Source organism: Pseudomonas sp. 25 R 14 (assembly GCF_900004755.1).
Lineage (GTDB): Bacteria > Pseudomonadota > Gammaproteobacteria > Pseudomonadales > Pseudomonadaceae > Aquipseudomonas > Aquipseudomonas brenneri.
This window is the reverse complement of record NZ_CVTS01000053.1, coordinates 38,676-61,907: the sequence shown is the minus strand read 5'-3', so window position 1 is coordinate 61,907 and position 23,232 is coordinate 38,676. Positions and strand designations below refer to the sequence as shown.

Here is a 23,232-nt window from a genome sequence, read left to right as displayed (position 1 = left end):
GCAAACGGTTTATGGAAAGATCTCCGATTAAAAAAAAGCTGACACCTTGGAGGGTGTCAGCTTGGTCAGCGGGAGAACTTGAAGGCTCAGGCGTCAGCCGCTGGCACCTGCCGGCCAGGCACCACCACGGCAGGATCCTTGGGTGCCCAGCTTTTCAGGCGCTCCAAGCTCTCGCGGTAGGAGCGCAGGCCGGCCATCAAAATCACCACCGCCAGCACCAGGGAGATGCCAGTAACCACGGCCAACGAGTAACCCAGCGCCGAATCACTGCCAAACACGTAATCCGTGCCCAAGGCTACGGCGGTCGGGCCGATACCCAGGCCGATCAGGGTCACGGCAAACTGATAGAGCGCCGATGCCTGCCCGCGCATCGGGCTGGGCACGACTTCCTGGACCGCCAGGGGGCCAACACCGAACGGCATGCTCACGGTAAACACGTGAAACGCCATCAGCACCAAGGCCAGGTTCTTGTCGTCAACCAAGTAGCCCAGGTTCGACGGCAAAGTCAGCACTGCGGCAAGGATCGCGATGCGCAGGGGGGCGTCCCGATGACCGCGCTTGACCAGCCAGTCACACAGGCGTCCACCCAGCAGCAGGCCAAGGGAGCCGCAGATCGCCAGCATGCTGCCGTAAATCACCCCGACTTGCGGCACGCTCATATCGAACGAACGCACAAAGAAAGTCGGGATCCAGGCACTGCTGCCGTAGGCCGTGAAGGTCAGGCAGGCAAACCCGAGGTTGTGGCAGAGCATGGTCCGACGGTTTTTACGCAGGTAGTCGACAAACTCCGAGAACGGCAATTGCAGCCCCGCACCGACCCCTTGGCGCACCGGCTCGCGCAGCAACAGCAGGCACAATGAGAAGACCACGCCAATGGCGCCAAGAATCAAAAACACCATCTGCCACGGGCGCACGATGCCAATCAGCGGCAACGTCATATCGCCCTGGCTGGTTGCGAAATGCACCGCGACGCCGCCGAGCAACAGCGCCACGCCCGACCCCAGATAAATCGCCGTCGAGTACACGCTGAAGGCCGTGCCGCGACGCTCAGGGGTGAAGCTGTCGGAAATCATCGAGTAGGCACAAGGCGCCAACGATGCCTCGCCCGCCGCCACACCGATGCGGCAAAAGAGAAACTGCCAGTAACCCTTGGCCATCCCGCACGCGGCGGTCATGCCACTCCACACCAAAATCCCGCACATCAGCAGATTGCGCCGGCTCTTGCTGTCGGCAATCCGCCCCAGGGGAATGCCACAGAAGGTATAGAAGATCGCAAACGACAGGCCCATCAGCAGGCTCATCTGGGTGTCGCTGATGTCCATGTCTTGACGAATGGGCCCCACCAGCAGGTTGAGAATCTGCCGGTCCACGAACGATAAAACGTAGGCCAGCATCAGCACACTGACGGTGAACCAGGCGCGTACACGTGATGGATAAAGTGTGTTCTTCATAGCCGCTACGACCTCATTGTTGTTATGGACCCGCCCGGAAGGCTGTCATCGACTCGACTACAGGAGTGGCAAGGTGTAACTGACGATCAGGCGGTTATCGTCCAGGTCACTGCCAAAGTGATTCATGCGCAGGGACGAGTTACGCCACTTAACCCCCAGGTTTTTCAACGTGCCGCTCTGGAATACGTAGGCGATATCGGTATCGCGCTCCCATTCCGAACCGGTCGGCTTGCCAGCACCCAGCTCAATCCCGCTGCCATAGAGGTAGCGGGTCATGAAGGTCAGGCCCGGGATACCGATAGCGGTGAAGTTGAAGTCGTAGCGGGCCTGCCAGGACTGCTCGTCCCGATTGGCAAAGTCGTTATTGGAAACAAAGTTGGGCAGGAAGGCATCGGCGCCATGGATATAGGCGTAGCCGGTGTCGCCACTCATTTTCTGATAGGCCAGGCCAAAGGCATGACCGCCCAGGGTGTAGGTGAGCATCGCCGCCAGGGCCGTGTTGTCGATATTGCTGTTGCCCTGGTTAGTCGACCTTGCGTAGCGCACGTCACTCTTGAGCGACTGCCCTTCGCCCAGTGGCAATAGATGCAACAGGCTGAAATTGTGCTGGCGATAAAAACTGTCGAGCTCACCGTAGAAGTAATTGCCGCTTAACTGGTTGCTCCACTTGTAACCGACACCGGCAAAGTTGAACTCATCGGTGGTCGCGCCCTTGGTCACACGAATGCCCTTGGCGTTGGCCACTGACGGCGTCAGGTCTTCCCGGTTGGTCGAATCGCGCTGGGTCACCTGGCGGATCTGGCCCGCATCGACGGTCACATTGGCGAACTCCTGGGAATTCAAATGCACCCCCTCGAACGTTTGCGGCAACAAACGCGTGTCATTGAATTGCACCACCGGCAAACGCGGATGCAGCGTACCGATCCTGAGCAGGCTCTTGGACGCCCGCACCTTGGCAGTCAGGCCAAGGGCGCCACTTTCATCGACTGAACGGCCATCTCGTTGACGAGGCAACAAACCGGAACCGGCGCGATCATGGCTGGAGTCGAGCTTCAAACCGGCCAAACCGATCGCATCCAGCCCAAAGCCGACAGAGCCTGCAGTGAACCCTGATGCGTAGCGCAGCAAAAAGCCCTGGGCCCACTCTTCCTGCTTGGATTGAGTGGTGCTGGCCTGGCTGTAGTCGCGATTGATGTAGAAATTGCGCAGCTCGACGCTGGCCTTGCTGTCTGCGAAAAAGTCCGCGTACGCCGACGCAGGCACAATGGAAACCAGGAGACACGTAGCAATGACGCAGGAATGGCGCTCCATGATGCAGCCCTATTTTTGTTGTTATGTGTGAAGTCCCTCGCCCCTCGCCAAGGACGAAGGAACGCTACAGCTTTGACAATTCAATCAATTTCGCTGTGCGGAACTGTATTTTGAATTAACAACAAAATATAAGCATTTCACCAATTTTAAGTAAAGGGCTGACAGGAAAACAAAATCAAAAAATGTGTATATGATTGTTTTTTATGGGTTTACATGAATGAAAACTGGGACGCGATTGTTGGAAGTGTTTCGCCAGGCAAAACGCTGAGGAGAAATCGTCAGAACAGGGTGGCAAAACTGGGGAGGCAGGCGTTGGAAGAGAGGGAGACGGAAACGAAAAAGCCCCGCAGAAATTAATCTGCGGGGCTTTTCTATGTAATGGCGGAGAGATAGGGATTCGAACCCATTCTAGCCTACGTGTAGGCCGCTTCTGCCCAGAAAATACAGCCTTTCAGCACCTTCCCAATGGTCTAATGCGGACTATGGCGGCCCCGAATCTGCCCTAATTTTGCCCTAAGCTTGCACTTCAAACAGGCTGATGATGAGCGCTCGTCTCTTTTCGCGGAAAGCTGGTCCGATGATGGATTGGGCGGAGTCCTTCACCAACACCCCGGCCTTCCGCACTCAGCCGCTATAATCCTTTCGCGTTGTAGCAATTTCTAAGCAAGTTGAAATCACTGCCCGACAAGGGCACTACCGGTACTGTGCTTCTATTTCTTTGGGAGGGAGCCGACGCGATGCCTGGTGATTATTCGATGCGCGATGTACTTGAGAGAGGATGTACACCAACCAGCTGGCCTTGGAGGCAGCTTTGAGTTGACACTGCACCTGGAGCAGCAAGGCTCGCCAGAGGTAGGGAATATCGTTCGTGGCGCGCTTGAGACGATTGGTAAAAACGCTGGCTTCACCAAACAGGTTTTAGCCAAGCTCAAGGCATCGAGTGCCGGCTAGCGCAAACGAGTGGAAGTTATCCGCGAGAATATCCGCGTCATGGCCAACGCTAATAGCCTGCCACAGGCGTAGCTTGATCATGCCTATCCGTTGGGTTTACTCGCTGTATTGGGTCGATGAGATTGATAACGTCCAGCCAGACCGACTTGTTGCAGAGACGTCTGACTAGGTGCTATTTTGTGGAGGTTTACTTATTTTAAAATAGATGGGCATAAAATTAATCAAGGAGATTGGGTAACAGTATGTCATTTTTTTTGAGATTTAAAAACTACGCAATACTTACAACGCTACTTACGGCCTCCGCTTCAGCGATAGCTGACAACGCGAACCCCATTGGCGATTGGTGGAGAGTCTTGAGCATAGGCACAGGGAAAAACAACATAGTGTTTGTTGCCGATCTAAATTCCATGACGCCACGGAGTAAAACGGCGGGTGGGTTTCAGTCTGTAGAAGTTAACCAAATTTTCGCTGATTCATCCAAGCCATTGGCAGATGTCTATACAGTTGAAGTCCAGTGCTCCAAGCAAAGAGCCCGCTTTCTTAAAGGAACATCAATCGATCGAACAAATAACGCACGCCGAGACTTGAAGGTCTCCAATAAATGGCTAACGCTCGATTATGATAAAGCGATTCTAAATACGTTTGCGTTTGTGTGCAATCCACAGGATCGAAATTTTAACGGATTTATCTCATTGGGCAAATTCAACCAAATGAAAATGCTTGATATCATTACGGATTTGCAGGCACCACCGAAAAGCCCAATGGATGAACTGGACTATATATTAGGTAACCAAAAACCTGCAAAGTCCTTGTAAGAAGTAGCTCATGATAAAAAATTGCTGTGGTTCAGCTTTAAAAGCCAGGGGGAATGTATCCGGGGACGTAAGAGACGTTGGTACACTTACCATGAAGGATACGTCCATCCTCAATTCTAAAGAGTACAATTTTTTTGGCTTTATTCACCGTTGCTTCAAGCTTGCATTCGGAGCTATGACTAACCGTTTCGTATTTCTCGGTATACACCATGCCATTGCTAGTGTGATTCATTGAAGTTCCTGCTGCTTCAGTATTCGTCCAACTTGAAGACTTATACCAAGTAAGTACAGCTAGAACTTCGCCGTTTGGGCCTGTTTCTTTTTTCATCGAATCGGGTCTGCCAAATAAATTCAGTGCCTCTTGGGCATCTCGCCCTTCCCAACGAGACTGAGCAATAGAGCTACACCCATTCAAAAGCAGTACAGATGGGATGATTACTCCCAACAGGAATCCTTTAGCTAACTTATCCATCACAACGCCCTCTATCCCATCTAAGGTAAAAAATTAAGCCTTGATTCACGACTTAGAATTTCAAGCATCCGCAGATCCATCACAATGCTGGCTTATGTTTAGACGCTCGTAGTCCATAAGATAAATCTCACTTTACGCGTTGAACCCTATCCAGGGCAAGTCGTCAGGTTAGCAAAATGTATAGCTGTAACGGCTTGCATTCGAAAACCGCCGCGCTCGCAATTCACTCGACTTTCGGCTCAGATTAACTGTGACTGAACATCCTCCTCCGATTCCATGAATGATAGGATTTTGCCAGTCGCCACGTCATCTACACGATAAAAATCTCTCCCAATTACACACACGCAACCTTCCATAGCTGATCAAGTTTCGCAGTGTAACTCTTACTCATCATCTCCCGCCTCATCCCCCAATCTGGGTTAGTCGGTACACTTGCCGACCGCAGCGTTCCCCGTCCCCACCGTCCATTGATCTGATCCAGCACCGTCATCACCTTGGTCGCCTCGGCAGGCTGCGACATGGCGAACAGATCGTCGGTGCACTCGCCTAGCTGGCAAAGGTTGAGCAACATCACCTCGGCCTTGCTGTATACGCCCATAGAGCCCGGAGGTGAAGTAATGATGCGGATCGCAGGTTCACGCTCAACTGGTGAGATAGCGCATTGAAGATCAGTCTGCAACGGGCCTAGGCTTTGATCATTGCCTGTCGAGCACCTCGATCAAGCGCTGGAAGCGCTCCAGAAGGTCATCGTAGGTGAGAATCTTGATGTCGGACTTGGCGTTGTGGATCATCAAGGTATCTTTCTGTACCTGCGTCAGATCCTTGGAACGCCCGATCACTACCATCCCCTCCGCGGTGTAGTTGCCCGCCAGCCACTTTGGCAGGTTGCTTGCATTGTTGTGGATCTCCCTGATCCAGTCCTGCACCTGCTGCACGGCGTGGGTCACCTTGTGCCGATGGCTATTGCGCTTGGTGAAGATCTGCGCGCTGTGGGGTTCGAGCTCAACCAGCACTACACGCTTGTCCGATTGGCGGTATTGCAGCACTAGGTCTGCGCGGTATTGGCCGATGCGAACTTCGCTGTAGACCGCTGCCACATGAGAATCCAGCACTTGGGTGTGTTTTTTGAGGAAGCAGTGCAGGTCTTTTTCACGCGTACCGACCCGGCCCAGTAGCTGGCACAACTCAATGAAGTTGCGCTCGAACTTGGCTGACTGAGAGAGCTTAGGCCGCAGCGCCGATACCTTGCGTTGCAGCAGGTGCTGCTTGTCGATGCTGCCTCGGCGCGAACGATTGTCCTGGCGCGTGACACCCACAGGCGGGATCAGCTCGCGCCCCCCTATCTCCAGTACTTTGACAAGTGGCTGGTCAAAGTCACCGACGATCACCGCGTTCACCCGCGTCAGGCCAAGAGCCCTGCACGCCATGTAGACCAGATAGTCGTCGTCCATGACCAGCGCGCCGTTCTCTTCGTACAAGAGGATGTCGGTGGTTCTGGCATGCGTGATGAAACGGCTTATGTCTTCATCCGGAATACGCAGCGCGTAGTCGATGTCTCGAGGGTGCATCAAGGCGAGGTCGACCTGGACCCGCGTACAGGCCACCTGGCCACGGTATGCCCGGGTGATTAGCTTCACCAGGTCCGGGTTGTTGCGGGGGCGGTCCTTGCGTACATCGACGATCGATTTCAGCGGCAGTATCGGATAAAGGTATCTCTTGTATTGATACAGGCATTGCAGTAGGAACATGAAATGCGCCACCTGTAAGGCGCGCCCTCGTTCGAATTTGATCCAGCCCTGTTCCGTGCACATGGAAATAAACGGCTCCGGTCGAGTGCTGGATAGCTGAAGATTCAATTGACCCACCTTGCCAGCCAACCCATCGCGCCCGAAAACCGTCATTTCGAACAGTACCCCGCCCTCCACCATTTCCGAGCGCCGGAACAGTACGCCACAGGGCCGGCCCTCGAAAGTGGAAGAGACAAAGAACTCGCGATCGAGTTTCAATTTCTCCAGGCGGTGAAGATCGCGCAGCACTTCATCTGGGGTGGGCAACTCGGTGTCAGCCACCACCAAGTCTTCGTTGATCACGAACATCGCCCGGGCGATATCGCCGATAAGGGGGTTACTGCGATAACAGTTGCGCACCCAACTGACGATCTCATCGACATCTGGCGTACGCTGCTCGCCTTGCACGATCTCACGCAGGGTGCCCTGGCGGACGTGCTGCAGCATGGGTTCGGTACCAGGTGGAAGTTCGTTTACGCTCAGCGATAGCCGGGCATCCGTTGCAAGCGAACCGTCCATGTAATGTGCTTCCAACTCTTGCATCCGGTCTTTTCTCAGGTGTTGAACGCAGGGTGCGAAAGGCCCGGCAAGGTAACTCTTCCGCCACCGCCTGCTACATTGCCGCCTAGGATTTGTACGAATAGTGCCTGCGCGACGATTATGCTCCGTTGAAAACAAGCTCGGATGCTCATCTTCAATCCTACACTCCATTTACTCGCCTGTTTTCGCCATTCTTAATCGCCGCTCGGCGAGTTCTTTTTACAATTCCTAAAACGAAACCTATATCACGGCGAGCGACAGGCAACTGCGACCCAACGCCAAGAAGATATGCCCTAAAACTGCCCTAATCATAGCCTCTGAAACGAAAAAGCCCCCGTAATCAGTAACAATTACGGGGGCTTAGTCTTATTCAATAATGGCGGAGAGATAGGGATTCGAACCCTAGGTACCGGTGAAGGTACAACGGATTTCGAATCCGTCCCATTCGGCCACTCTGGCATCTCTCCAACGGCGCGCATCATAACAGCCTGTTTCGTGGAAGCAAAGCGCCGAAGCAATTTTTTTCCGTGCTATCAGATGCTTGCGTCGATTACAGCGGTACGCCGAGACGGTTGGCGACTTCTTCGTAGGCTTCGATAACGTCACCGAGGCCCTGGCGGAAGCGGTCTTTGTCCATCTTCTTGCGGGTGTCTTTGTCCCACAGGCGGCAGCCGTCCGGGCTGAATTCGTCGCCCAGGACGATGGAGCCGTCGTGGAATACGCCGAATTCCAGTTTGAAGTCCACCAGCAGCAGGCCGGCGTCGTCGAACAGTTTGCTCAGGACGTCGTTGACCTTGAGCGACAGTTCTTTCATGCGCGCCAGTTGCTCAGCGGTGCCCCAGCCGAATGCCACGACGTGGGATTCGTTGATGAACGGGTCGCCCTTGGCGTCGTCCTTGAGGAACAGTTCGAACGTGTAAGGGTTGAGCTTGAGGCCCTCTTCCACGCCCAGGCGCTTGACCAGGCTGCCGGCGGCGTAGTTACGCACGACGCACTCGACCGGGATCATGTCGAGTTTTTTCACCAGGCATTCGTTGTCGCCCAGCAGTTTGTCGAATTGGGTCGGGATGCCGGCCGCTTCGAGTTTCTGCATGATGAAGGCGTTGAACTTGTTGTTCACCATGCCCTTGCGGTCGAGCTGTTCGATGCGCTTGCCGTCGAACGCCGAGGTGTCGTTGCGAAACAGCAGGATCAAGCGGTTGGCGTCGTCGGTCTTGTACACCGACTTGGCTTTGCCGCGGTAGAGTTCTTCACGTTTTTCCATGATGGGCTCCGCTTGGTAAGTAGGTGGGCTAGGCGATATGTCGCCAGTCGAGCCCTGAATCTTGATCGGCCAGTTGCAGCCAGTCCGGGTCGCACCCGAGGGTGTCGACAAAACATTGCCGGGCAAGCTGCGGCAGGTTGTTCTTGCTGCTCAGGTGGGCCAGGACCAGGTGTTGCAGGTCTTGCCAGCCCAACTCATACACCAGGTACGCCGCCTGGTGGTTGTTCAAATGTCCCAGTTCGCCACCGACCCGCTGCTTGAGAAAGTACGGGTAGTGACCGCGCGCCAGCAGGTCACGGCAATGGTTGGACTCGATCATCAACGCATCGAGGTCACGATAGCCTTCCAGCACCTTGGCGCAGTAGGAACCCAGGTCGGTAAGCAGGCCAAAGCGGCGCTCGCCATCACTGAATACATATTGCGTGGGCTCGTGGGCATCATGCGCCACGGCAATCACGTCGATGCTCAAGGCTCCGATCTGCAGTTGCTCGCCACCGGCCAGGAAACCTGCGGGTTCAATGGGTTTGCGCATCCCGCGCAAGGTGCCGCGACTCAGGTACACCGGAAGATTGTAGCGCCGAGACAGCAAACCCACGCCATGCACGTGGTCGGCATGTTCGTGGGTCACTAGAATCGCGCTCAGCTGCGCGGGGTGAACCCCCAGGCGCAGCAGGCGTCGCTCGGTTTCCCGCAGGGAGAAACCACAATCCACCAGGACGTACGTATCGTCATGGGCTACAAGCGTGCCGTTCCCTTGGCTACCGCTGCCGAGAACAGCAAAACGCATCGGATCAGCCCAGGTTGTCCTGAATCACGCCCAACACTTTGCGCGCCGTTTCTGCTGGTGCCACGGTGTTGATGTTTTTCTCGACGGTGACTTGCACGTTGTCGCCGACCTTGCTCAAGCGTACTTGATAGCGCTCGGCGCGGGTCTCGATCTCTTCCTTGGTCGGCTCGCTGCCGAACAACTTGCTGAAGAAACCACGCTCGTCGTCTTTCTTCTCGGCCTTTTCAGCCACGTTGATGTAGTACAGGCCCAGGCTGCGGTTGATGTCTTCGACACGCCATGGCCCTTGCTCCAGGGCACGACCGACGCTGGCCCAGGCACGGTCCAGGTCTTCACCCAGGTTGAGCACAACGTTGCCGCTGCCGTCTTCGGTGAGGCTGACACGGCTAGGGGTGTCGTAGTCACGGGCGGCGAGCAGGGAAACGGAACCACCCTTCTCGGAGATGCGGCTCATGCTGGCAAGCATCTCGTCGACCAGCGCAGCATCAACACCGCTGTTGACCGAGCGATTGGTGAACTCGACGTTGGCGGTGCTGCCGGCAGGACGCTCGGCGCTGACCACGTAGACTTCACTGGTATTGCGCTGCACGCCTGGCTCGATGCGCACACGGATGCGGCTTTCGCTACCGGCGGCGACACCACCGGACTGCAAGCGCTTGGCCATGTTGGCCGACAATTCGTTAGGCTGCTGCCACGCAGTGGTGAACTCACCGGTCTGCGGACGTTGCTCGTCAATACGGAAGCCATTGTCCTGGAAGAACTGCACCGCCACCGGCCAGACTTCGGCTGGTGGGCGCTGGGCCATGATCCAGCGCGAATCGCCGCTTTTCTGCAGGCTGTAGTCGCTGGCATCGGCCAGGGCCGAAATCGGCTGTGGACGCGGCACTTCGTACTCGCCCTTGACGGTGTCGTCGGCCACGTTGCGCGGGATCGGCAGCAACGGGTCAAGGCGCTTGGCGACGTTGACGTCCGGCGGTAATTGCATCGGTGCGGTTTGTTGTGCTTCCAGGTAATCGCTGCCGCGGTCACGGAAGTAGCCTTCCGGGCCCCAGATCCAACCGCAGCCACTGGTGCTGGAGATAATCAAGGCAAGTGCGGAAAGTCCGGCCAATCGCTTCATGCGTAATGCTTCCTCAATTAAACCAGGACGCCGGACTGGCGCAGGGCCTGTCGCAGCGGTTCGTGACAGGCTGGGCTGAGCTGGGTGAGCGGCAGACGGATACCGTCCGGCATCAGGCCCATTTCATGCAGCGCCCATTTCACGGGAATAGGGTTGGATTCGATAAACAGGGTCTTGTTGAGCGGCATCAGCTTCTCGTGAATCGCGCGAGCGGTCACGGCGTCACCGGCGATGGCGGCGGCGCACAGCTCGCTCATGGCACGCGGGGCCACGTTGGCGGTCACCGAGATATTGCCCTTGCCACCCAGCAGGATCAGCTCCACCGCCGTGGCGTCGTCGCCGGAGTACAGCAGGAAATCGCTGCTCACGCCGGCCAGGATGTCCTTGGCGCGCTGCAGGTCGCCCGTGGCTTCCTTGATACCGATGATGTTCGGCACGGTCGACAGGCGGATCACGGTCGCGGCCTGCATGTCGCACGCCGTGCGACCAGGCACGTTGTAGAGGATCTGCGGGATGTCGACGGCTTCGGCGATGGCCTTGAAGTGCTGGTACAAGCCTTCCTGGGTCGGCTTGTTGTAGTACGGCGTCACCAGCAGGCAGGCATCGGCACCGGCTTTCTTGGCGTTCTTGGTCAACTCGATCGCTTCGCGCGTCGAGTTGGCGCCCGTACCGGCAATGACCGCGATACGCCCTGCAACGCGCTTGACCACAAACTCGATCACCTCGATGTGTTCTTCCACATCAAGCGTGGCCGATTCACCCGTGGTGCCGACGGCCACAATGGCGTTGGTGCCTTCTTGCAGGTGAAAGTCCACCAGTTTGCCCAGGCTGTCCCAGTCGAGATTACCTTGTGCATCCATGGGTGTGACCAGTGCCACCATACTGCCCGCAATCATGCAACCGCTCCTGCCGGAAAAAGAGAGCCGTAATGGTACTGGCGCCAAGATGCTTGCACAAGCGAAGTACCCTCTGAGGATGCGTTCTGGATCAACTTAGTTGCCGACAATGCCATCATTGGGCCAAAGCACAGCCAACGGCCACTGAATATGCAATGAAAACGCCACGTCCTAGCCCTTGGCGGCGCTTTTCGCTACCCTTGATCCTTTGATCGGTACCGCACGTTCGTATCGACCGCTCATCGCTTTAGGAATGCTGCATGTCCACCCCCACAGTCCGCGAACAATTCCTTGTTATCAGTGCCCTTGGCGCCAACCCCATGGAGCTGACTAACGTCCTGTGCCGCGCCAGCCATGAGAATCGCTGCGCCGTCGTGACCTCACGCCTGACTCGCCATGGCGAGTGCAGTGCGCTGGTCCTGCAGATTTCCGGAAGCTGGGACGCCCTGGCACGCCTGGAAGCCGGCTTGCCGACCCTGGCCAAGAAGCACGACTTCACCGTCAATGTGGTGCGCAGTGCGGCCCTGGAGAACCGTCCCCAGGCGCTGCCGTACGTGGCCTATGTCAGTTCGGCCTACCGTTCGGACATCGTCAATGAACTGTGCCAGTTCTTTATCGACCATAACGTGGAGCTGGAAAACCTGACCTGCGATACCTACCAGGCGCCACAGACCGGCGGCACCATGCTCAATGCCACCTTTACCGTGACGTTGCCGGCCGGTGTGCAGATCAGTTGGTTGCGTGACCAGTTCCTGGATTTCGCCGATGCGCTGAACCTGGACGCACTGATTGAACCGTGGCGCCCACAGAACCCAATGTAAGGAAGTTTTCATGGCTGTAGTCATCGACACACCGGTAGCCGACTTCGAAGCACAGGCGACCAGCGGGCAGACGTTCAGCCTTGCCGGGCTCAAGGGCAAGCAAGTGGTGCTGTATTTCTACCCGAAAGACAGCACGCCGGGCTGCACCACTGAAGGCCAGGGTTTTCGTGACCAGTACGCAGCCTTCCAGGCGGCCAACACCGAAGTGTTTGGCGTGTCTCGGGACGGCGTGAAGTCCCATGAGAACTTCAAGGCCAAGCAGGCCTTCCCCTTCGAGCTGATCAGCGACAAGGATGAAGCAGTTTGCCAGCTGTTTGATGTGATCAAGCTGAAGAAACTGTATGGCAAGGAATACATGGGGGTGGATCGCAGCACCTTCCTGATCGACAAAAATGGCGTGCTGCGCCAGGAATGGCGCGGCGTGAAGGTGCCGGGGCATGTGGATGCTGTTTTGGCGGCGGCGCAGGCGCTGGACAAGGCCTAAATAGTTATCGCAGGCAAGCCAGCTCCCACATTGGATCGGTGCTCGGCACGACAACCCGGTCAACGTGGGAGCCGGGCTTGCTCGCGATGGGGCCCTTGGCAACACCCACAATCAAAGCAAACAGCACCCTCCTCCAAGCCTGCTCAGGCCTTGCGCAACCAGTAACGATACACGCCGTTATCGGCCTCTTCGTGCAACAGCGCATGCCCCGCCAACTTGGCAAACGTGCGGAAGTCGCGCTGGGAACCCGCATCCGTGGCGATCACCTTGAGCACCGCACCGCTGGCCAGCCGATTGAGCTCCATCTTGGCCTTGAGCAGTGGCAACGGGCAGTTGAGGCCACTGGCATCAAGCTCGGCGTCGTGGTTTACAGCATCGGTCATGGTTTTGCTCCAGGCGGCTTCAGAGGGTGCTTAGAATATCTGGTCCCAGGCTCAGTGTCCGGCTACAGTAAGGTCTTTGTCGAAAGGCTTTGTGCATGACTTTTTTGCGCCCTACCCTGCTGACGCTAGCTTGCCTGCTTGCCTCTCCAGGCTTCGCCGACGATCTGCCGTCACTTGGCGACGCCAGTTCTGCCATTGTCTCGCCACAACAGGAACACCAACTGGGCCGGGCCTGGCTGGCGTTCCTGCGCGGGCAGGTCTCGGTTCTCAATGACCCGCAACTCAAGGATTACGTCGAGACCAGCGTCTACAAGCTGGTGGAGACCAGCCAGGTCAACGACCGGCGCCTGGAGTTCATCCTGATCAACAGCCCGCAACTCAACGCATTTGCCGCGCCGGGCGGGATTGTCGGGGTCAACGGCGGCCTGTTCCTCAATGCCCAGACCGAAGGCGAATACGCCTCGGTCATGGCCCACGAATTGGCGCACCTGTCGCAACGCCACTTCGCCCGTGGCGTGGAGGCCCAGCAACGGATGCAGATCCCGATGATGGCCGCGCTGCTCGGTGGGATTATCGCTGCGGCCGCCGGCGCCGGGGATGCCGGGATTGCCGCGATTGCCGGCAGCCAGGCCGCCGCCATCCAGGAGCAGCGGCGCTTCTCCCGGCAAAATGAACAGGAAGCCGACCGCATCGGCATCCTCAACATGGTCAAGGCCGGCTACGACCCGCGCTCGATGCCGACCATGTTCGAGCGCTTGATGCGTCAGTACCGCTTCGATGCCAAGCCACCAGAATTCCTGCTGACGCACCCGGTCACCGAATCGCGGATTGCCGACACCCGCAACCGCGCCGAACAGGCCAAGGTCGGCGGTACGGAAGACAGCCTGCGCTATCAACTGATACGCGCCCGGGTACAGCTGTATTACGAAGACACACCCGGACTGGCCGCCAAGCGCTTCCGCGCCCAACTGGATGAGAACCCGAAAAGCGATGTGGCGCGCTACGGCCTGGCCATCGCCCAGATCAAGGGCACCCAGCTCAATGAAGCGCGGGAAACCCTCAAGCCGCTGCTGGCCAAGGCGCCCAATGACATCACCTACAACCTGGCGCAGATCGAGTTGGATATCACCAACAATCGCATGCCCGACGCACAGCAACGCACCGACCGCATGCTTGCCCAGTATCCCAGCAACTACCCGTTGAACCAGGTGCGCGTGGATCTACTACTCAAGCAGAACCGCACCGCTGACGCGGAAAAAGCCCTGGAAGGTCTGCTCAAGTCACGCTCCGACGATCCGGATGTGTGGTATCAGGTCGCCGAGACCCGTGGCCTGTCAGGCAATATCATCGGCTTGCATCAAGCCCGCGCCGAGTACTTCGCACTGGTCGGCGACTTCCAGCAGGCGATCCAGCAATTGGACTTTGCCAAGCGCCGAGCCGGCAGCAACTTCCCCCTGTCGTCACGCATCGACGCGCGCCAACGTGAACTGATCGAACAGGAACGCATCGTCAAAGGCATGATGAGCTAAAGCCGGCGCCCACAAAAAAGCCCCGCTCTCGACTCTCGAAAGCGGGGCTTTTTATTGACCAACAGCTAGCGGATTACTCAGCCAGCTTGAAGGTGATGAAGCTGGCACGCCCTTGACGCAGGACCCGCATCGACACCGAGCGATTCTTCGGCAGCGCCTTGGCGATGTCGGTGAATTCCTTGGTGGAGTTGATGGCCTGGTTGTTCAAGTGGGTAATCACGTCGCCGGGTTGCAGGCCGATCAGGGCGGCTGGGCCGTCCTGGACTTCCTTGATCACCACACCGCTCTTGAGGTCGAAGCTTTTCTTCTGCTCATCGGTCAACTCGACCACGGCGATACCCAGGCGGTTGCTGCTACGCTCGGCGCCGGATTTACCACCCAGAGCGAGCTCCTGGCCTTCCTCCGGAATGGCTCCGACAGTCAACTCAACGTTCTGGCGCTTGCCTTCACGGATCACTTCAAGCTTGGCCTTGCCACCCGCCTTGAGTGCGCCCACCAGATGCGGCAGGTCAGCGGACATGACAATCGGCTGGCCATTCATGCTCAGAATCACATCGCCAACCTTCAAGCCGCCTTTGGCAGCCGGGCCATCATCCTGAATCTGCGCGACCAGGGCACCGGCCGGCTTGTCCAGGCCAAAGGACTCAGCCAGGTCTTTGTTCACTTCCTGGATCACCACGCCCAACCAGCCACGGCTGACCTTGCCACCGTCCTTGAGTTGGTTGGAAACGTCCAGGGCCACATCAATCGGGATAGCGAAGGAGACGCCCATGAAACCACCGGAGCGGGTGTAGATCTGCGAGTTGATCCCCACCACTTCGCCCGCCAGGTTGAACAGCGGGCCACCGGAGTTACCCGGGTTGATCGGCACGTCGGTCTGGATGAACGGTACATAGTTTTCGTTCGGCAGGCTGCGGCCGATGGCACTGACGATGCCTTGGGTCACCGTATGGTCAAAGCCAAACGGCGAACCGATGGCCACCACCCATTGCCCGGCCTTGAGGTCCTGGGATTTGCCCAGCTTCAACACCGGCAGGTCTTTGCCTTCGATCTTCAGCAAGGCAACGTCCGAACGCGGATCGGTGCCGACCAGCTTGGCCTTGAGTTCACTGCGGTCAGCCAGGCGCACGAGGATTTCGTCAGCGTCGGCAATCACGTGATTGTTGGTCAGGATGTAGCCGTCTGGCGAAATGATAAAGCCCGAGCCCAGGGATTGGGCCTCACGCTGACCACCGCCGCCGCCGCGTGGCGAACGCGGCTGGGGCATGCCGCGCTCGAAGAATTCGCGCAGCATTGGCGGCAAGCCTTCAAGGTCGGGCATCTGCTGGTTCGAGACTTTACGATCCGGCAGCTTCTGGGTGGTACTGATGTTCACCACGGCAGGCGAAGCCTGCTCCACCAGTTGGGTGAAGTCAGGCAACTCCGCCGCTTGCGCGGAAATGGCCTGACCCAGCACCAGCACCGTGGCGACTATGGATAGGTAAGATTTCAAACGTGGTATCGACATACAGCTCCCGTTACGACGAGCAGGGTTGGGCGACAGGGTTCAATAAACGCCGAAGACTACTACTACCGACGTCAATATTGCGTGAACAACGCAAGGCCAGAGCCGAGGAGTTGACCTATAAAAAACATAAGGAGATTTTGCAAGTGAAAATACTCTCCAGACATTTCATGTTCTCGGCACAAGAGCAAGGCAGCCATCGCCTGTCTCCTGCCGCACTGTGAACGATCTGGATGAGCACAGGATTAACGGTTCACGGCTTTTCGGGCGCCGGACCGCTGCGAACAGAGAGGGCGATCCGTTCAGCGGTGCCCATCGGGATTTCACCGACAACCGTCGCGACAATCTCGCCTTGAGGCGTACTCATGCGGCGGGATACGGCAACCGTAGGCCCAAGCTGAACACGACTTTCGGGGGCGACCTCGCCCGTTACAGGTTCAAGAAACAGTGAAAATCGCGCGAGCCCATCCTCATACATCAGACTGCTTACAACTATCTGGGTCTTGGGATCCTTGCGCGCGTCACTGCGGGTCAACTCGAACCCTGGCGGCAACCATTGCGGACGCCAAGCCTGGGGCTGGCCCGTCACCGCTGGAGTCTTGACGCTGGACGGCGTCAATGGCTTGCAGTCGCTGCCAGGCTGCAGATCACGCTCATCAGGGAGTGTTGTCTCAAGTTGAGTGAACTGGAACCGCTCCAGCAATTGCCCCTTGTCGTTAATCAACAGCGACTTGAGAGGCAGTGCGGTTTCACGGTCCAGGTGCAACTCAAACCCATAGCGGTACTGGTCACGCGGGGTCAACGATACGATCACCGCTTTACGCCCGGCCACAAGCGATTTTCCGCTGACGGCAATCTCGTAAAAAGTATTGAGCTTTTGTGGATCGAATACGTGGGCGGGAGCGCCCGGGGAGTTATCGACGCCGACCACCAAGCTGCCGGTAACGCATTGGATGCGTCCATCGATACGGACAAGTTCCTGAGCCGATCCATCGAGCTGCAACAAGCGCTCATGAACCTGGCCATTCTGGACGCGATGCCAGATCTCATGGGTAGAAAAACTACCGTTACGCTCGTAGATGAACGTGCCCTGGTAGTTTTGCTGCCCTGCCCGCCCAAGGCGTTTCAGCCAATCCTGGCCTTCATCCGCTTGGGCAGGAGCTGCAAACCAGCCACTGAGCAAAAGCGCAAGGAGCGGTATGGCACGCATAAGGCTCCTTAGCGGTCTAGCGGTTTTCCAGGTTTGCAGCGCGAGCGTAAGGCAATGCGCTTTCAGTGCCTTTTACTGCCGACTCCTGAGCGTGCTGACGCAGGTAACCTGGCAGACGCTGGTCCTGCCAGCCGGATTGCCCCTGAAGCACGCCATTGGCCATCGGGCCAGGTGTTTCAGCGCTTTCCTTGTAGCCGGCCAGTACGGCTGGACCTTTGACCTGCGGACCGGCCATGACCGGCTGCTGGGTTTGCTGGGCCAGTTCGGCACCGGCGATCTCGTCCTGGTTGTACAGGCGCACACCGGCCAGTACGGCCACAGTTACCGAAGCAGCGACTGCCAGGCGACCCAGGCTACGCCAAGGACCACGCGCAACTTTTGCCGGAACGGCTTCATCGGCCAGCGCAGCAGAAACGGCCGCAGCAATATCCAGACGAGGGATTAGTAGATCCTTGTGCATCACCGCCCGAGCGACTTGGTAACGAGACCAGGTATCACGGGTTTCGGCGTCATCAAATGCATTGAGCACTCGACGAAGTTCCAATTCATCCGCTTCGTTATCCATCACTGCGGACAGCGATTCCTGCAGGGCATCACGACTCATGGCGGTTCCTCTCTTGGCTGTCGCCGCTGTCTTTAGTTTTCCTGCAACAACGGTTGCAGGGCTTTATCGATGGCTTCCCGAGCCCGGAAAATCCGGGAGCGTACGGTCCCCACCGGACATTGCATGACGCTCGCAATGTCCTCGTAACTCAGACCATCGAATTCACGTAAAGTTAACGCCGTACGCAAATCTTCTGGCAGTTGCTGAATAGTGCGATGGACGGTGCCTTCAATCTCGTCGCGCAGCAATGCACGCTCCGGCGACTCCAAATCCTTGAGGCCGTGATCACCATCGTAAAATTCTGCATCTTCCGAACTCACATCACTATCTGGCGGGCGGCGTCCGCGAGACACCAGATAGTTCTTCGCCGTGTTGATGGCGATGCGGTACAGCCACGTGTAGAACGCACTGTCACCGCGAAAATTACCGAGTGCACGGTAAGCCTTGATAAAGGCCTCCTGTGCAACGTCCTGCGCTTCATGGGTGTCGTGCACAAACCGCACGATCAACCCGAGAATTTTGTGCTGGTATTTCAGCACTAGCAGATCAAATGCGCGCTTGTCGCCGCGCTGAACGCGCTCGACCAGCTGCTGATCCTCTTCCTGGGTTAGCATGAACACTCCTCGTTGAACTTGAAGGAGGCTTGCATCACTAAACGATCAGGCTTGCAAACATAGACTAGGACTTTTCGCAAAAGTTCTCCCCCTTCAAGCAAGTTTCCGGTGGGCTCTGTTTTGGCACACACGAAAAACGCAGCGCGGGCATAGCCGGCTGCGTGAATAATCTTGTCGCCGGTTTTCTGACACGCCTCATGCTCCAGGCCGCTCAATAAAACCAACGCATTCCCAGCTTTCGGGCATCCTGTTATAGAGTCGGAACGAGTGTAAAAGTTCCCGTTTCGATACCAGAACGCCTCATCAAAAGCCGTGCAGTTCGTTCACCGTAGTCTCACAATGCCACGAATGCCCGACTATTGTGCCGATCCCCCCCTCTATATACTAGTGGGCCGTGTGACCCTTTGATTCGCCGATCCAGGCGTCCTGTTTGCGCCAACCCTTCGGATCGCTTTTTGCGGAATCCCATAAATGAGCCAACAGTTTCAACACGATGTCCTGGTGATTGGCAGCGGCGCCGCAGGCCTGAGCCTTGCGCTGACCCTGCCGAGCCATCTGCGCATAGCCGTACTGAGCAAGGGCGACCTGGCCAACGGCTCGACGTTCTGGGCGCAGGGCGGGGTTGCCGCCGTGCTGGATGACACCGACACGGTGCAATCCCACGTTGAAGACACCCTCAACGCCGGCGGCGGCCTGTGCAATGAAGACGCGGTGCGTTTCACCGTCGAGCACAGCCGCGAAGCCATCCAGTGGCTGATCGACCAGGGTGTGCCGTTTACCCGCGACGAGCATGCCGGCAGTGATGACGGAGGTTTCGAGTTCCACCTGACCCGCGAAGGCGGCCACAGCCATCGACGCATCATTCATGCCGCCGATGCGACCGGCGCCGCGATCTTCAAGACCCTGCTCGCCCAGGCTCGGCTGCGGCCGAATATCGAACTGCTGGAGCAACGGGTTGCGGTCGACCTGATCACCGAAAAACGCCTGGGCCTGGCCGGCGAGCGCTGCCTGGGCGCCTACGTCCTCAATCGCGCCAGTGGTGAAGTCGATACCTACGGCGCGCGTTTCACCATCCTCGCGTCAGGTGGCGCCGCCAAAGTCTACCTCTATACCAGCAACCCCGATGGCGCCTGCGGGGATGGCATCGCCATGGCCTGGCGCTCCGGCTGCCGGGTGGCGAACCTGGAATTCAACCAGTTTCACCCCACCTGCCTGTATCACCCCCAGGCCAAGAGTTTCCTGATCACCGAAGCCCTGCGGGGTGAAGGCGCGCACTTGAAGCTGCCCAATGGCGAGCGCTTCATGCAGCGCTTCGACCCGCGGGCCGAGCTGGCACCCCGGGATATCGTGGCCCGCGCCATCGACCACGAAATGAAGCGCCTGGGCATCGACTGCGTCTACCTGGACATCAGCCACAAGCCCGCCGACTTCATCAAGACCCACTTCCCGACGGTCTACGAACGCTGCCTGACCTTCAATATCGATATCACCAAAGGGCCGATCCCGGTGGTCCCGGCGGCGCACTACACCTGTGGCGGGGTGATGGTCGACCAGCAAGGCCGCACCGACGTCCCCGGCCTGTATGCGATTGGCGAAACCAGCTTCACCGGCCTGCACGGCGCCAACCGCATGGCCAGCAACTCGCTGCTCGAATGCTTCGTCTACGCCCGCTCCGCTGCTGCCGATATCCTCGAACAACTGCCGCGCATCCCGGTGCCGGCCGCCCTGCCCCGCTGGGACGCCAGCCAGGTCACCGACTCGGACGAGGACGTGATCATCGCCCACAACTGGGACGAGCTGCGGCGCTTCATGTGGGACTACGTGGGGATCGTGCGCACCAACAAGCGCTTGGCGCGGGCACAGCATCGGGTGCGGTTGCTGCTCGATGAGATCGATGAGTTCTACAGTAACTACAAGGTCAGCCGCGACCTGATCGAGTTGCGCAACCTGGCCCAGGTCGCCGAGCTGATGATCCGCTCGGCCATGGCGCGCAAGGAAAGCCGGGGCCTGCATTACACCCTCGACTATCCGCAGATGCTGCCAGAGGCCCTCGACACTATCCTGGTGCCAACCACCTACGGCGACTGAACTTCAAGCGCACCCGCAGGCGCCGATGCACATCGGCGACCTGCGAATCGCGCGGCACACAGATCGAGCGCACTCGCCAATCACCCGGCAACCGGTAGCGCAGCACCACGATCAACGGCAATGCCAGGCTGTCGGGACGCAACTGCACACGGTGCCAGCCCCGTGCCACGCTCCACAACTGCCAGCCATCAGCAGTACGGCGCAGGCCACGAACCGACGAAGGGTGAGTCAGGCGAATAGAGCGCGGCAGCGTCCACACGGCATGAGCCAGGCACGCCACGGCACCGAGGACGGCAATCAGCAGAGGTACATCGAGAAAGCACAGCGCAAGCAGCGCAAGGCACAGGGCAAAGAGATACGCCGCCAGCAACAGCCCCGAGGCCTGCCAGCGGCATTCGAAGGCATTACTTGGGCTGGACACGATCCAGGATCATCCGGACCATGCGTTGCAGCTCCGGGTCTTCTGACTCGGCACGTTCCATGAACCAACCGAACATGTCCTGGTCTTCGCAGGTCAGCAGCCTGACGTAGAGGTCGCGGTCTACCTTATCGAGGGTCGCGTACACCTCTTTGGTGAACGGCACCAACAACACATCCAACTCCAGCATGCCGCGACGGCTGTGCCAGTACAGGCGATTGATTTCTACATCTTCGACCATGGAGCGCTCCTCAAATAGGGCGCAAGTATACAGGCCCACGCCCCTCGGAACAGTCGGCTTTGGTCGGGCTGATGAAACTACCCATTTGCCGGGCGCCCCTCTATGATGCACCCATGACTTTCCAACTGCGATGACCCATGGCTGACTCTGCTTTCTTCTGCCCCCTGTCCCACGAAGGCGTCCTGGCCGTTCGCGGCGCTGACGCGGCCAAGTTCCTCCAGGGGCAACTGACCTGCAACCTCAACTACCTCAACGACACCCATGCCAGCCTCGGCGCGCGTTGCACCCAAAAGGGACGCATGCAGTCGAGCTTCCGTATCGTGCTGCAAGGTGACGGCGTGCTGCTGGCCATGGCCAGCGAACTGCTGGAAGCACAACTGGCAGACCTGAAGAAGTACGCGGTGTTTTCCAAGTCCAAGCTGACTGACGAAAGCGCTGCCTGGGCACGCTTTGGCCTGGTGAGCGCCGATCAGGCACTCATCGGCCTGGGCCTGGAACTGCCAGCCGACACCGACAGCGTGGCCCGTACAGATGATCTGATCGCCATTCGCGTGTCCCCTGGCCGCGCCGAACTCTGGGCACCTGCGGCACAAGCCGACACCCTGCGCAGCCAACTGGCCGCACAAATGGCCGCAGGCGATCTCAATGCCTGGCTGCTGGGGCAGGTCCGCGCCGGCATCGGCCAAGTCATGGCCCAGACCCGCGAGCTGTTCATCCCGCAGATGCTAAACCTGCAAGCGGTCGGTGGCGTGAGCTTCAAAAAAGGCTGCTACACCGGCCAGGAAATCGTCGCCCGCATGCAATACCTGGGCAAACTCAAGCGGCGCCTGTACCGCCTGAGCCTGGAAGGCACCGAACTGCCCGAGCCTGGCACACCCCTGTTTGCCCCCAGCCATAACAGTGCCATCGGCGAGGTGGTGATTGCCGCCCGGGCCGACGAAGGGATTGAACTTCTGGCGGTGCTGCAAGCCGAAGCAGCCGACAGTGGCGATGTGCATTTAGGTGCGTTGGAAGGCCCAGGCCTCAAGTTGCTCGACCTGCCCTACCCACTGGACCGTGATCGCGAGATCCAGCGTTAATCGCCATACCCTTTTGCAGCACCCTAGAGAGCATGAATGAACAAACTGGCGGAAAAAGTCCAACAGGCGTTGGTGATGGCCATCGATAACGATGACCTGGTTCTGCCCACGTTACCGGAAGTGGCCCTGAAAATTCGTCAGGCCGCCGAAGACCCAGAAATCAGCATCAGCCACCTGAGCAAAGTCATCGGCCGCGATACCGCCCTGACGGCGCGGCTGATCAAGGTAGTCAACAGCCCATTGTTGCGCGCATCCCAGGAAGTCACCGACCTGCACACCGCCATCACCCGCCTGGGCACCAACTACAGCAGCAACCTGGCGATTGGCCTGGTGATGGAACAGATATTCCATGCCCGCTCCGACGTCGTCGAACAAAAGATGCGCGACGTCTGGCGTCGCAGCCTCGAAGTCGCGGGCGTGTGCTATGCCTTGTGCCGCAACCACAGCCAGCTCAAGCCGGACCAGGCGGCGCTCGGCGGGCTGGTGCATCAGATCGGCGTGCTGCCGATCCTGACCTACGCCGAAGACCACTACGAGTTGCTGTCCGACCCGGTCAGCCTCAATCATGTGATTGATAACATTCACCCGTTGCTGGGGGACAAGCTGCTGCGGGGTTGGGACTTTCCGGAAATGCTGGTGAATGTGCCCGCACACTACCAGGATCTTGAACGCGACTCGGCCAGCCTGGACTATGTCGACCTGGTACAGGTGGCCGTGCTGTATTGCCACAAAAACACTGACCACCCGCTGGCCAACGCTGCGCTGTCGAACCTACCGGCGCTCAAGAAGCTGCGTATCGACCCGCTCAATGAAGCGGTGCGCAGCGAGCTGGACGAAGCACGTTCGATGTTCTACTGACCCAG

Annotated in this window: 22 protein-coding genes, 1 tRNA gene and 2 pseudogenes; 8 read left to right on the top strand and 17 right to left on the bottom strand. The window is 58.1% G+C overall.

The genetic code is table 11. From position 1 onward, the window contains the following. Positions 1-86: 86 nt before the first annotated feature. Entirely contained in the window at positions 87-1,451 is a 1,365-nt protein-coding gene (locus tag BFQ03_RS20500; protein WP_050593307.1) for a spinster family MFS transporter, read from the bottom strand. Positions 1,452-1,508: 57 nt separating this feature from the next. Continuing rightward, positions 1,509-2,762, bottom strand: coding sequence for an OprD family porin (locus tag BFQ03_RS20495; RefSeq protein ID WP_065943878.1), 1,254 nt, complete (start codon positions 2,760-2,762; stop codon positions 1,509-1,511). A gap of 737 nt (positions 2,763-3,499) precedes the next feature. Between BFQ03_RS20495 and BFQ03_RS30770 the strand changes: the two are divergent. Both BFQ03_RS30770 and BFQ03_RS20485 read left to right on the top strand, forming a co-directional pair. Next, positions 3,500-3,713: pseudogene (locus BFQ03_RS30770) on the top strand (hypothetical protein). Between the two features lie 242 nt (positions 3,714-3,955). Continuing rightward, positions 3,956-4,528, top strand: a complete 573-nt coding sequence (locus BFQ03_RS20485) for a hypothetical protein (protein WP_065943877.1) — start codon at positions 3,956-3,958, stop codon at positions 4,526-4,528. Positions 4,529-4,565: 37 nt separating this feature from the next. Here BFQ03_RS20485 and BFQ03_RS29235 read toward each other — a convergent pair whose 3' ends face one another. The 8 genes and pseudogenes from BFQ03_RS29235 to dapA all read right to left on the bottom strand — a co-directional run bounded on the left by BFQ03_RS29235 (position 4,566) and on the right by dapA (position 11,394). Further along, positions 4,566-5,000, bottom strand: coding sequence for a YfiM family lipoprotein (locus BFQ03_RS29235; protein WP_083204880.1), 435 nt, complete (start codon positions 4,998-5,000; stop codon positions 4,566-4,568). 334 nt (positions 5,001-5,334) lie between these two features. Further along, positions 5,335-5,589 (bottom strand): annotated as a pseudogene (locus BFQ03_RS20480) (DUF4113 domain-containing protein); the annotation flags it as partial. 106 nt (positions 5,590-5,695) lie between these two features. Further along, positions 5,696-7,330, bottom strand: a complete 1,635-nt coding sequence (locus BFQ03_RS20475; RefSeq protein ID WP_083204878.1) for a Shedu anti-phage system protein SduA domain-containing protein — start codon at positions 7,328-7,330, stop codon at positions 5,696-5,698. 374 nt (positions 7,331-7,704) lie between these two features. Next, positions 7,705-7,794 (bottom strand) — tRNA-Ser (locus tag BFQ03_RS20470). A gap of 83 nt (positions 7,795-7,877) precedes the next feature. Then, a complete protein-coding gene (gene purC, locus BFQ03_RS20465; RefSeq protein ID WP_003211975.1) occupies positions 7,878-8,591 on the bottom strand; it encodes a phosphoribosylaminoimidazolesuccinocarboxamide synthase in 714 nt (237 codons plus the stop codon). Positions 8,592-8,619: 28 nt separating this feature from the next. Continuing rightward, on the bottom strand, positions 8,620-9,378 hold the full coding sequence (locus BFQ03_RS20460; protein ID WP_032857872.1) for an MBL fold metallo-hydrolase: 759 nt from the start codon (positions 9,376-9,378) through the stop codon (positions 8,620-8,622). A 4-nt stretch (positions 9,379-9,382) separates the two neighbouring features. Next, a complete protein-coding gene (gene bamC, locus BFQ03_RS20455) occupies positions 9,383-10,498 on the bottom strand; it encodes an outer membrane protein assembly factor BamC (RefSeq protein WP_032857874.1) in 1,116 nt (371 codons plus the stop codon). 17 nt (positions 10,499-10,515) lie between these two features. Further along, complete coding sequence (gene dapA, locus BFQ03_RS20450) at positions 10,516-11,394, bottom strand: 4-hydroxy-tetrahydrodipicolinate synthase (RefSeq protein ID WP_065943875.1); 879 nt, start codon at positions 11,392-11,394, stop codon at positions 10,516-10,518. Positions 11,395-11,654: 260 nt separating this feature from the next. Between dapA and BFQ03_RS20445 the strand changes: the two genes are divergently transcribed. Together BFQ03_RS20445 and BFQ03_RS20440 are read left to right on the top strand one after the other, a co-directional pair. After that, positions 11,655-12,215, top strand: a complete 561-nt coding sequence (locus tag BFQ03_RS20445) for a glycine cleavage system transcriptional repressor (RefSeq protein ID WP_032857877.1) — start codon at positions 11,655-11,657, stop codon at positions 12,213-12,215. A 10-nt stretch (positions 12,216-12,225) separates the two neighbouring features. Then, the gene (locus BFQ03_RS20440) at positions 12,226-12,699 is read left to right on the top strand and encodes a peroxiredoxin (protein ID WP_065943874.1); all 474 of its coding nucleotides are present in this window, start codon (positions 12,226-12,228) and stop codon (positions 12,697-12,699) included. A gap of 143 nt (positions 12,700-12,842) precedes the next feature. Here the strand turns inward: BFQ03_RS20440 and BFQ03_RS20435 are convergent, their stop codons facing one another. Further along, the gene (locus tag BFQ03_RS20435; RefSeq protein WP_029299077.1) at positions 12,843-13,082 is read right to left on the bottom strand and encodes a sulfurtransferase TusA family protein; all 240 of its coding nucleotides are present in this window, start codon (positions 13,080-13,082) and stop codon (positions 12,843-12,845) included. Between the two features lie 95 nt (positions 13,083-13,177). Between BFQ03_RS20435 and BFQ03_RS20430 the strand changes: the two genes are divergently transcribed. After that, positions 13,178-14,611 (top strand): M48 family metalloprotease, encoded by a 1,434-nt coding sequence (locus tag BFQ03_RS20430; RefSeq protein ID WP_032857881.1) that lies wholly within the window; start codon positions 13,178-13,180, stop codon positions 14,609-14,611. Between the two features lie 73 nt (positions 14,612-14,684). On the opposite strand, the gene BFQ03_RS20425 is transcribed toward BFQ03_RS20430, so the two are convergent. From BFQ03_RS20425 to rpoE, 4 genes are all read right to left on the bottom strand, one after another. Then, a complete protein-coding gene (locus tag BFQ03_RS20425) occupies positions 14,685-16,112 on the bottom strand; it encodes a DegQ family serine endoprotease (RefSeq protein ID WP_174553303.1) in 1,428 nt (475 codons plus the stop codon). A 256-nt stretch (positions 16,113-16,368) separates the two neighbouring features. Next, on the bottom strand, positions 16,369-17,325 hold the full coding sequence (locus tag BFQ03_RS20420; protein ID WP_065943873.1) for a MucB/RseB C-terminal domain-containing protein: 957 nt from the start codon (positions 17,323-17,325) through the stop codon (positions 16,369-16,371). A gap of 16 nt (positions 17,326-17,341) precedes the next feature. Then, positions 17,342-17,929 (bottom strand): sigma-E factor negative regulatory protein, encoded by a 588-nt coding sequence (locus BFQ03_RS20415; protein WP_032857888.1) that lies wholly within the window; start codon positions 17,927-17,929, stop codon positions 17,342-17,344. Between the two features lie 32 nt (positions 17,930-17,961). Continuing rightward, positions 17,962-18,543: an RNA polymerase sigma factor RpoE/AlgU gene (rpoE, locus tag BFQ03_RS20410; RefSeq protein WP_003172477.1), complete on the bottom strand. Its 582-nt coding sequence runs from the start codon at positions 18,541-18,543 to the stop codon at positions 17,962-17,964. 471 nt (positions 18,544-19,014) lie between these two features. Here rpoE and nadB point away from each other — a divergent pair, with 471 nt between their 5' ends. Further along, positions 19,015-20,631, top strand: a complete 1,617-nt coding sequence (nadB, locus tag BFQ03_RS20400) for an L-aspartate oxidase (protein ID WP_032857891.1) — start codon at positions 19,015-19,017, stop codon at positions 20,629-20,631. On the opposite strand, the gene BFQ03_RS20395 is transcribed toward nadB, so the two are convergent. Both BFQ03_RS20395 and BFQ03_RS20390 read right to left on the bottom strand, forming a co-directional pair. Continuing rightward, positions 20,600-21,052 carry a protein YgfX gene (locus tag BFQ03_RS20395; protein ID WP_032857894.1) on the bottom strand — a complete coding sequence of 151 codons (453 nt, stop codon included), beginning with the start codon at positions 21,050-21,052 and terminating at the stop codon, positions 20,600-20,602. The genes nadB and BFQ03_RS20395 overlap by 32 nt on opposite strands. Next, the gene (locus tag BFQ03_RS20390) at positions 21,036-21,290 is read right to left on the bottom strand and encodes an FAD assembly factor SdhE (RefSeq protein ID WP_017736358.1); all 255 of its coding nucleotides are present in this window, start codon (positions 21,288-21,290) and stop codon (positions 21,036-21,038) included. The genes BFQ03_RS20395 and BFQ03_RS20390 overlap by 17 nt, the downstream gene beginning before the upstream one ends. Positions 21,291-21,427: 137 nt before the next feature. Between BFQ03_RS20390 and BFQ03_RS20385 the strand changes: the two genes are divergently transcribed. Together BFQ03_RS20385 and BFQ03_RS20380 are read left to right on the top strand one after the other, a co-directional pair. Continuing rightward, complete coding sequence (locus BFQ03_RS20385) at positions 21,428-22,369, top strand: CAF17-like 4Fe-4S cluster assembly/insertion protein YgfZ (protein ID WP_065943871.1); 942 nt, start codon at positions 21,428-21,430, stop codon at positions 22,367-22,369. Positions 22,370-22,405: 36 nt separating this feature from the next. After that, positions 22,406-23,227 (top strand): HDOD domain-containing protein, encoded by an 822-nt coding sequence (locus BFQ03_RS20380; RefSeq protein ID WP_065943870.1) that lies wholly within the window; start codon positions 22,406-22,408, stop codon positions 23,225-23,227. Positions 23,228-23,232: the final 5 nt, after the last annotated feature.